The following is a 9,463-nucleotide window of genomic DNA, read 5'->3' as shown; positions in this document are numbered from 1 at the left end:
CGTGGACGGCGAGGGCGCCGCCGCCGAGCACCACCGCCTTGACGACGAGCACCAGCGCGAGTCCCGGCCGCCACCGTGCCCGGGGCGCGGCGAACAGTACCCACAGCGCGATCGCCGCCGCGGGTGTGCCCACACCGAGCAGCACCCGCGCCGCGCCCTCGTGGCCCGCGCCGAAACCCCACCAGCCGAGCGCCACGAACGCGGCGATCTCCAGGAGGAACGCCAGCACCTCGTTGGCGGCGAACCACCCCCGCATCGCGGGTACTTGAGCGTCACTGGCCAACATGTCCTCCCCCGTCTGCCGGGCCCCAGCATGTCACGGCGACGACCATGTCCGGGTGCGGACGGACGGGAACCCGGCTCTCGGGCAGACCGCGCCCGGGTCGCGGGGTGGCCGGGTCACCCGTAGACAGGAGGGAGGAGCGCGGGCAGACCGCACAGGGCACCGGTCGTGGACGTCCGAGTGGAGGCCGAGGAGCATGCAGCGCAAGGGCGGGCGCCGGCGGAACGCGGGCGAGCCGGACGTGGAGGCGGTGCTCGACGAGCTGTACGCCACACCGCCGCCCGACTTCGTGTCCCGGCGTGAGGAACGGGCCGCCGCCGCCAGAACGGCCGGACGCGCCCAGGACGCCCGCCGCATCCGTGCCGCACGCCGGCCCACGCGCGCGGCCTGGGCGGCGAACCTGCTGCTGCGCTCCCGGCCCGAGGAGAGCCGGCGGTTCCTAGAACTGGGCCAGGCACTGCGCGAGGCACACCGCACCCTGGACGCCGCCGGCCTCAAGGAACTCTCCGCACAGCGCCGGAGCGTCGTCTCCGCCCTGTCCCGGCAGGCGGCCCAGCTCGCCGGCGAGACGGGGCACCAGCTGTCGGAGGCGGCACGACAGGAGGTCGAGTCGACGCTGCGCGCGGTCCTCGCGGACCCGGACGCGGCCGACCGGTGGGCGGAGGGACGCCTGGAGAACTCACTCACCCCGCCGTCGGAGTTCCCCGCCGGCCCCGCCGTCACCCTGCGGGCGGCGGACTCATCATCGGCGCGGCAACCGTCCAGGCCGGCGGCGAAGCGCGCCCCCGCCGACACACGGGCCAAGGACGAACTCGCCGAGCGGCGACGCAAGCGACAGGAAGAACTCACTCGGGCCCAGGAGGCCGCCGAGGCCGCCGAACGCCGTGCCGACGAGCTGCGCGCGGCACGGACGGACACCGAGGAGGCACTGCGGCGGGCACATGACGCACATGACCGGGCGCAGCAACAGGTGACGGGCGCCGAGCAACAACTCCGCAGTGCACAAGCAGAGTTGGAGCATACCGAGCGCGAACGGCTGGAGGCCGAGGAGCGGGACCGGGCGGCCGGTGACGCGCTGGCCGGGGCCGAACGGGAGGCACGGGAGACGGCACGGCACAGGGAGCGACTGACCGCCCGCGTCCGGTAGTCCGGCCGAACCGTTTGCTGTCCGTACCCGGGGCGTCGAGTGTCTGCGTTCCGAACACCCACGCGACGAACGGGTACCGGACCACACCCCAGGAGTCACTGAAGGCGTCGATGTGCCGGTGACGCGTACCGCGGTGCAGGCCCGACGTGGTATACCGGCGAGCAAACAGACGAACAACAGGCGCCGCCGTCCGTACCATTCGGTGTCGACGGTCGGCAGCAGTACCGAACACTCCGCTGCCCGGCGCCGACCGGACATGGCCGCCATGTCCCACGACTGAAGTCCCGCCGTCCTCCCGTGCCTTCACGGCCGCGAATCGAGGAGAGTCAACACCATGTCCGAGAACACCGCGCAGAGCGCCACCGAACTCGCCTCGCAGTACAGCGTCCAGGTGGCGAGCGACCTGGAGCGCAACGTCAAGGAACAGGAGCGCGTCAGCGGTGAGATCACCGACCTCCAGCAGCAACTCGCCGCGCTCCAGCACGACCACGCCCTGCTGGTGAACATGCAGCAGGCCCTCGGTGTCACCACGCCACCGGCCCCGTCGGCGGCCGATCCGGCGCCGGTGCCCGCGCCCCGCGACAGTGCCGCCGCCGAGACGGCCGCCGCGGGCAGGCGCACGCGGAGCGGGAAGGCCGGTACCGCGCCCAAGCGCGCCGCGGCCACGAAGCCCCGCACCAAGCCCGCCGGCACGTCGGGCGGCAAGCCCGCCACCAAGTCCACCACGAAGCCCGCCGCGAAGTCCGCGTCGAAGGCACCCGCGAAGTCACCCGCGAAGACGGCCACCAAGCCGTCGTCGAAGGCGGTCGGAAAGTCGGTCGGGAAGGCGGCGGCGAAGAAGGCACCGGCCCCGTCCGCGTCCTCCACCGCGACCGCCGTCCCGTCCTCGTCGTCCGCGTCCTCCCCCGCGGCCGCGAAGCCGGCCCAGCCCACGCTGGTCGAGCTGGTCCGCCGGCACCTGAGCGAGCAGAAGGAGCCCCGCTCCGCCGCCGAGGTCACCACCGCGCTCGGCCAGGCCCACTCCGACCGCACCATCAAGACCACGGTCGTGCGCACCACCCTCGAAGGGCTCGTCGCCAAGAACCAGGCCCAGCGCACCAAGCAGGGCACGTCCGTCTACTACACCGCCACCGACGCACCGGAGCCGAAGCAGGACGACGCCGGAGCCCAGCCGGCCGCCGACCGCGCCGACGACTGACACCCGGCTCCCGGGCACCACACCGGAGCACTGCGGCGCGCGGCCGGGGCGGAACGGGGTGAGGATCGGTGGATGGGTGTTGTCCTGCCGGTGCTCTTCGCTCTCGTCGCCGCGTTCAGCAACGCGCTGGCCACCGTGTTGCAGCGGCGGGCCGCGCTGAGCGTGCCGCAGTCCCAGGGCTTCCGTCCGGGTCTCGTCGTCGACCTGCTGCGGCGGCCGGTGTGGCTCGGCGGCATGCTGGCCGTCGTCGTCGCCGGGGTGGGGCAGGCGGCCGCCCTGGCGACCGGGCCGATGTCACTCGTCCAGCCGTTGTTCGTGCTGGAGCTTCCGCTGGCGCTGCTGCTGGCCTCGCTGGCGACCGGTCACCGCCTGCCCGACGTCATGTGGCTCGCCGTGGCCGGCGTGGTCGTCGGCCTGGGCGTGGCGCTGGCGGCGGCCGCGCCGGGCGGCGGCAGCAACGACGTCTCCATGGACCGCTGGGTGCCCGCGCTCGGTGCTTGCGCCGGGCTGGCGGTCCTGCTGGCCGCCGCCGGGCTGAGACGGCCCGTCGGCAAGGCGCGCGCCGGCTGCCTCGGCGCGGCCACCGCCGTCTGCTACGCCCTGACCGCCGGGCTGATAAAGGACTCCATGCGGGTCCTGGACACGGACGGCGTGGTCGGCTTCCTGACCGTGTGGCAGACCTACGCGTTCGCCGCGGCCGGTGTGTGCGCCGTGCTTCTGCTGGAGCACGCCATGCAGGGCGGGCCGCTGGTCGCCTCCCAGCCGGCCCTCACCCTCGGCGACGCGACGGTGAGCCTGCTGCTCGGCGTGGTCCTGTACCAGGAGGACGTGCGCACCGACTGGTGGGTGCTGCCCCAGCTGGCCGGCGTCGCCCTGATCGTCGTCGGCGTCCTCACACTGGCCCGGCGCGGGGTGGATCTGCGCACCGAGCAGTGAGCCTCGGCCCGGGGCGGGACGGCGGAGCACCGGGTGGCGGTCACCGGCAGAAGCCGTACGCCTGTTCCAGCCAGCGGTGCAGGGCGACGTGCACGCTGCCGGGGAGTTCGCTGAGCCGCTCGATGGCCGCGCGGTCCCCGGCGGAGGGCGCGATGCCCGCCGCGGTCAGGAGGGCGAGCAGGTCCAGGCGGCGCAGGTCGACGGGGTCGATACGGCAGGGGACGCGTTGGGCGGGGTCGGGCGGCTGGAGCAGGAAGTCGCCCTGGGCCTCGCGGGAGCGCGTCGGGTCGGCGGCGGTCGGGGCAGTGATCGTGTGCATACCGCGGTCCTCCGGGTGATGGGTCGCCGTTCTCGACGGCATGAGACACCCGGGCGGTGACGGCGGTTGCGGGCCGGCGCGACGACCACACGGTGGATGCAATCGGCGTCTTGTCGCACGAACCGACCGGTGCCCGCACCGGTGCCCGCGGGCGTTGCGCCGTACGAGTGGTGCGTTCACGGACTCGGTCGTACGGTCGGTACGGGGAAGAGCGGAGACAGGCGACCCCGAGACGGCTGGGAGCAGACATGGGCAGGAACCCGATGAGGGCAGCGGTCACACTCTGTGCCGCCGCCGCGCTCGCCGTACCGCTGGGCACCGCTTCGGCCGCCCCGCAGGCGCAGCAGGCAGTGAAGCAGCAGGTCCAGGACCCCGTGCTCGTCGACTGCTCGATGCGGGGCGAGGTACGGCCGGCCGCGTACGTGCTGGCCTGCGGGGACGGCAACAGCCGGCTGACCTCGATGCACTGGGCGCGCTGGGACGCGACCGAGGCGGTCGGGCAGGGACTCAACGCCGTCAACGACTGCGATCCCTACTGCGCGGCCGGCACGTTCCGCTCGTACCCGGTGACCGTGCGGCTCGACCAGCCGTCGGCCGGCGAGCGGGATCCGGGCGAGCAGCACTACACCCGGATCACGCTGACCTACACCGACGGCAGGCCCGACGGGTCCCCGCGCGTGGTGACGTATCCCCTGCCTGGCTGACGGGAGGGCTCAGTCCGGGAGCACGAGCCGGCAGGTGTCGCCCGGCTGGAGGCGGACGGCGCGGTCCGGCAGCCGGACGTCGATCGGCAGCAGGTCGGAGGCCGGTACGGCGATCTCCAGCCGGCCGTGCTCCAGCCGGAACCGCACGCCCCAGTGGCCCTGGTAGCGGATGGAGAACCCGTACGACGACAGCTCCGGCAGGGGCACCGGATCCAGCCAGAGGGCACCGGCGCGGGTCTCCAGTCCGGTCAGGCAGCGCTGCACCAGGTCGAGGGTGCCCGCCATGGCACCGAGGTGGATGCCCTCGCCGGTGGTGCCGCCCTGGAGGTCGGCGACGTCGCCCCGGAGCGCCTCCTGGCAGAACGTCCACGCCTCGGCGCGCCGGGCGCGGGCCAGGATCCAACCGTGGACGAGTCCGCTGAGGGTGGAGCCGTGGCTGGTACGGGCCAGGTAGTGGTCGACGGTGCGGCGCCAGGTGTCGTCGTCCAGCGCGTAGCCCAGCCGGTCGAAGAGGCCGCGGAGTTCGGCCGGGGAGAACAGGTAACCGAGCATCAGGACGTCGGCCTGTTTGGACGCCCGGTAGTTGTTGACGCTGTCGCCCTCGGCCTCCAGGACGCGGTCCAGCCGCCGGATGTCGTCGTAGCGCTCGCGGTAGCCCGCCCAGTCGAGTTCGGCGAGGTCGCCGTAGCCCTCGAACTGGCTGATGACTCCCTCGTGGAAGGGCACGTGGAGGGTGCGGGAGACGTCCTCCCACTGTTCGAGTTCGCCGCCGTCGAGGCCGGTGCGCTCGACGAGTTCGCGGCGGCGGGGCTCGGGCAGGGAACGCACCACCTCCAGGGCGCGGGTGAGCACCCAGGAGGCGGTGACGTTGGTGTAGGCGTTGTCGTCGAGGCCCGGTTCCGCGGCTCCGGGATAGGCCTCGTGGTACTCGTCGGGGCCGACGACGCCCCGGATGCGGTGCCGCCCCAGGTCGTCGTCCCAGGTGGCGGAGTCCGCCCAGAAGCGCGCGATCTGGAGCAGGGTCTCGGCGCCCTTGGTGTGCAGGAACTCCGCGTCGCCGCTGGCCTCGCAGTACTGCCACACGTTGTACGCGATCGCCGAGCCCACGTGGTGCTGGAGGTGCGAGTGGTCCGGCAGCCAGCGGCCCGAGTGGGGGTTGAGATGCAGTTGCTGGGTCTCCTCGCGGCCGTCGCTGCCGCTCTGCCAGGGGTAGAGGGCACCGCGCCTGCCGATGGCGCGGGCCGCGGCGCGGGCCCGTTCCAGACGGCGGTGGCGGTAGTGCAGCAGGGCCCGGGACACCTCGGGGAAGTGCAGGTTGAGGTAGGGCAGGACGAACAGCTCGTCCCAGAAGACATGGCCCCGGTACGCCTCCCCGTGCAGTCCGCGGGCGGGTACGCCGACGTCGAGGTCGGCAGTGTGCGGGGAGAGGGTCTGGAGGACGTGGAAGAGGTGCAGGCGCAGGATGGCGCCCGCCTCGCCGGGCACCTCCAGCTGGGCGCGGCGCCACAGCTGGCCCCAGGCGGTGCGGTGACTGAGCAGCAGGTCGTCGAAGCCGGGGGCGTCGGCGACCCGGTCCAGGGCGGCCTGGAGGGGGTCGCTGATCGCGGGGTCGTGCGAGGTGTGCAGGGCCACGACCTTGTCGACGGTGGCGGTGCGGCCCGGTTCCAGGCGCAGGGTGGTGCGCTGGGTCGCCCTGAGGTGCGCCCGGCCGGGGGTGACCGGCGCGCCGGCCGACGTCCGGGCGGCCATGCCGACCCGGATGTCCGAGGTCCGGGTGCGGCAGCGCAGCCACACGGTGCCGTCGTCGGCGCAGCCGGTGTGGACGTGGGTGAGGTGACGGCCGTCGAGCTCCCGGTAGCGCGGGACGCCCGAGTTGGTGACGTCGCCGTCGAGGGCCGCCTCCACGTCGAGGTCCGTGCCGGCGCCCTCCACCGTGAACTCCGTGCGCAGGGCGGCGAGATGGGGATCGGCCATATGCACCAGGCGCAGCTGGCGCACGGTCAGTACGCGTCCGTCGCCGATCGCGAAGCGGGTTCGGCGTTCCAGCACCCCGGAGTCCAGGTGCACGGTCTGCCGGTGGTCCTGCACCGGTGCGGTGTCCGGCGTGAGCCAGTCCCCTCCGGCGGCCCGGAAGGACAGGGGCAGCCAGTTGGGCAGGTTGACCATGTCCTCGTTCTCCACCTCGCGGTCCGCGACGGTAGAGGTCAGCCGGTTGTAGCAGCCGGCCACATAGGTGCCCGGGTAGTGCACGTCGTCCGCGGCGCACTCGGGCAGTGCGCCGCGGGTGGCGAAGTAGCCGTTACCCAGCGTGCACAGGGACTCCCGCAGCCGCTCCTCGGCGGGGTCGTAGTGGTCGTAGTCCCAGGTGGAGGCGGTCGCGGTCACAGGATTCCCTTCGCTGGGCGCCGCGGCACGGCGGGTCAGCCCTCCCAGGACCAGTCGGCGACCTCGGGCAGGTCGACGCCGTGTTCCCGGATCCACTCGTGGTGGCGCAGCCGGATGTCCTCCATGCGCTGCCGCACGGCCGCCGCGCGCACGGCGAGGCCGGGTACGCGGTCGATGACGTCCATGACCAGGCGGTAGCGGTCCATGTCGTTGCCGAGGACCATGTCGAAGGGCGTGGTGGTGGTGCCGATCTCCTTGTAGCCGCGCACATGCAGGTGCGCGTGGCCGGAACGACGGTAGGCGAGGCGGTGGATGAGCCACGGGTAGCCGTGGTAGGCGAAGATCACCGGCTTGTCGGCGGTGAACAGGCCGTCGTACTCGAAGTCGCTCATGCCGTGCGGGTGTTCCCCGCTGGGCAGCAGCCGGGCGATGTCGACGACGTTGACGACGCGTACGGCGAGGTCGGGCAGGTGTTGGCGGATGAGCTGGGCGGCGGCCAGGATCTCCTGGGTGGGGACGTCGCCGGCGCAGGCGAGCACCACGTCGGGTTCACGGGTGCCGTCCTCGGTGCCCGCCCAGTCCCAGATGCCGGCGCCGCGCGCGCAGTGCACGCGGGCCTGGTCCATGGTCAGCCAGTCGAAGCAGGGCTGTTTGCCGGCGACGATCACATTGACGTAGTCGCGGCTGCGCAGGGCGTGGTCGGCCACGGACAGCAGGGTGTTGGCGTCCGGCGGGAAGTAGACCCGTACGGCTTCGGGGCTCTTGTTGAGGATGTGGTCGACGAAGCCGGGGTCCTGGTGGGAGAAGCCGTTGTGGTCCTGGCGCCACACGTGCGAGGTGAGCAGGTAGTTGAGGGAGGCTATGGGCGCGCGCCAGGGCAGGCGGCGGGTGACCCGGAGCCACTTGATGTGCTGGTTGACCATCGAGTCGACGATGTGGACGAACGCCTCGTAGCAGGAGAACAGTCCGTGCCGGCCGGTGAGGAGGTAGCCCTCTAGCCAGCCCTGGCAGGTGTGTTCGGACAGGATCTCCATGACGCGGCCGTGCCGGTCGAGGTCCTCGTCGACGGGCAGGGTCGCTTCCTGCCAGGCCTTGCCGCTGGCGGTGTAGACGGCCTGGAGGCGGTTGGAGGCGGTCTCGTCGGGGCCGACGAGGCGGAAGTCGCGCCGGTCGGCGGTGGCGGCCATGACGTCCGCGAGGAGGTCGCCGAGGACGCGGGTCGGTTCGTGCATGCCCGCGCCGGGCTTGTCGACGGCGACGGCGTACGTGTCCAGGGGCGGCAGGGGAAGTTCGCGCAGCAGCAGGCCCCCGTTGGCGAAGGGGGACGCGCCGAGGCGGCGCGGGCCCTCGGGGCAGGCGGCGAGGACGGCGGGGCGCGGGGCGCCGGTGTCGTCGAACAGCTCCTCGGGCCGGTACGAGCGCAGCCACTGCTCCAGCTGCCTCAGGTGCTCCGGGTTGGTGCGGACGGCGGAGAGCGGGACCTGGTGGGCGCGCCAGGTGTTCTCCACGGGCAGTCCGTCGACCTCGGCGGGGCCGGTCCAGCCCTTCGGGGTGCGCAGCACGATCATCGGCCAGCGGGGCCGCTCGGTGGCACCGTCCTCGCGGGCGGCGCGCTGGATCGCGGCGATGCGGTCGAGGCAGGTGTCCATGGCGTGGGCCATCGCCCGGTGCACGGCGGCGGGGTCGTCGCCGGTGACGTGGACGGGGTCGTGGCCGTAGCCGCGCAGGAGTTCGTCGAGCTCGGCCTCGGGGAGGCGGGCCAGGACCGTCGGGTTGGCGATCTTGTAGCCGTTGAGGTGGAGGATCGGCAGGACGGCGCCGTCGTTCACCGGGTCGAGGAACTTGTCGGAGTGCCAGGACGCCGCCAGCGGGCCCGTCTCCGCCTCGCCGTCGCCGATCACGCAGGCGACCACCAGGCCGGGGTGGTCGAAGGCGGCGCCGTAGGCGTGCGAGAGCGAGTAGCCGAGCTCGCCGCCCTCGTGGATGGAGCCGGGCGTCTCGGGGGCGACGTGGCTCGGTACGCCGCCGGGGAACGAGAACTGCTTGAAGAGACGGGCCATGCCGGCCGCGTCCCGGGTGACGTCCGGGTAGGTCTCGGTGTACGAGCCCTCCAGCCAGGAGTTGGCGACGACGGCGGGTCCGCCGTGGCCGGGGCCCCAGATGCACAGGGCGTCCAGGCCGCGGGCCTTGATCACCCGGTTGAGGTGGGTGTGGACGAGGTTGAGGCCCGGTGAGGTGCCCCAGTGGCCGAGGAGGCGCGGCTTGACGTGTTCCGGGCGCAGTGGCTCGGTCAGCAGCGGGTTCGCCATGAGGTAGATCTGGCCGACGGAGAGGTAGTTCGCGGCTCGCCAGTGGGCGTCCAGGGTGGCGAGCTCCTCGTCGGGGAGGCCGGGGGGCGCCTGCTGCGGGTCGGCGGACATCGGGGGTCCTTTCCGTGTCGGGACAGCGGTCGGGCCGGGGCGGGGTGTGTCGGGGGGTGCGTGGTGGTTCC

General features: G+C 73.1%; 8 protein-coding genes. 4 read left to right on the top strand and 4 right to left on the bottom strand.

Annotated features, from left to right (window positions below; translation table 11 throughout):
- The coding region (locus tag GTW67_RS29500) for a YrdB family protein (RefSeq protein WP_237519087.1) at window positions 1-256 on the bottom strand (256 nt) is incomplete at its 3' end.
- Between the two features lie 223 nt (window positions 257-479).
- Between GTW67_RS29500 and GTW67_RS29495 the strand changes: the two genes are divergently transcribed.
- The 3 genes from GTW67_RS29495 (at window position 480) to GTW67_RS29485 (ending at window position 3,564) form a co-directional block, all read left to right on the top strand.
- A complete protein-coding gene (locus GTW67_RS29495; protein ID WP_161167808.1) occupies window positions 480-1,430 on the top strand; it encodes a hypothetical protein in 951 nt (316 codons plus the stop codon).
- 334 nt (window positions 1,431-1,764) lie between these two features.
- Window positions 1,765-2,628, top strand: a complete 864-nt coding sequence (locus tag GTW67_RS29490) for a hypothetical protein (protein WP_161167807.1) — start codon at window positions 1,765-1,767, stop codon at window positions 2,626-2,628.
- Window positions 2,629-2,700: 72 nt separating this feature from the next.
- Complete coding sequence (locus tag GTW67_RS29485; RefSeq protein ID WP_161167806.1) at window positions 2,701-3,564, top strand: DMT family transporter; 864 nt, start codon at window positions 2,701-2,703, stop codon at window positions 3,562-3,564.
- A gap of 40 nt (window positions 3,565-3,604) precedes the next feature.
- On the opposite strand, the gene GTW67_RS29480 is transcribed toward GTW67_RS29485, so the two are convergent.
- On the bottom strand, window positions 3,605-3,883 hold the full coding sequence (locus tag GTW67_RS29480) for a hypothetical protein (protein WP_161167805.1): 279 nt from the start codon (window positions 3,881-3,883) through the stop codon (window positions 3,605-3,607).
- 248 nt (window positions 3,884-4,131) lie between these two features.
- Between GTW67_RS29480 and GTW67_RS29475 the strand changes: the two genes are divergently transcribed.
- On the top strand, window positions 4,132-4,587 hold the full coding sequence (locus GTW67_RS29475) for a hypothetical protein (RefSeq protein WP_161167804.1): 456 nt from the start codon (window positions 4,132-4,134) through the stop codon (window positions 4,585-4,587).
- A gap of 9 nt (window positions 4,588-4,596) precedes the next feature.
- Here GTW67_RS29475 and GTW67_RS29470 read toward each other — a convergent pair whose 3' ends face one another.
- Together GTW67_RS29470 and GTW67_RS29465 are read right to left on the bottom strand one after the other, a co-directional pair.
- Window positions 4,597-6,972, bottom strand: coding sequence for a glycosyl hydrolase family 65 domain-containing protein (locus GTW67_RS29470; RefSeq protein WP_161167803.1), 2,376 nt, complete (start codon window positions 6,970-6,972; stop codon window positions 4,597-4,599).
- Between the two features lie 35 nt (window positions 6,973-7,007).
- Entirely contained in the window at window positions 7,008-9,392 is a 2,385-nt protein-coding gene (locus GTW67_RS29465) for a phosphoketolase family protein (RefSeq protein WP_161167802.1), read from the bottom strand.
- Between the last annotated feature and the right edge of the window lie 71 nt (window positions 9,393-9,463).

Origin of the sequence: Streptomyces sp. SID5910 (assembly GCF_009862125.1) — a bacterium.
Lineage (GTDB): Bacteria > Actinomycetota > Actinomycetes > Streptomycetales > Streptomycetaceae > Streptomyces.
This window is presented reverse-complemented; position numbering and strand designations above follow the sequence as displayed.

Excerpts from the sequence above, each read along its gene's own strand:
- GTW67_RS29495 (WP_161167808.1), top strand. The coding sequence starts at position 480 with ATGCAGCGCAAGGGCGGGCGCCGGCGGAACGCGGGCGAGCCGGACGTG.
- GTW67_RS29490 (WP_161167807.1), top strand. The coding sequence starts at position 1,765 with ATGTCCGAGAACACCGCGCAGAGCGCCACCGAACTCGCCTCGCAGTAC.
- GTW67_RS29485 (WP_161167806.1), top strand. The coding sequence starts at position 2,701 with ATGGGTGTTGTCCTGCCGGTGCTCTTCGCTCTCGTCGCCGCGTTCAGC.
- GTW67_RS29480 (WP_161167805.1), bottom strand. The coding sequence starts at position 3,883 with ATGCACACGATCACTGCCCCGACCGCCGCCGACCCGACGCGCTCCCGC.
- GTW67_RS29475 (WP_161167804.1), top strand. The coding sequence starts at position 4,132 with ATGGGCAGGAACCCGATGAGGGCAGCGGTCACACTCTGTGCCGCCGCC.
- GTW67_RS29465 (WP_161167802.1), bottom strand. The coding sequence starts at position 9,392 with ATGTCCGCCGACCCGCAGCAGGCGCCCCCCGGCCTCCCCGACGAGGAG.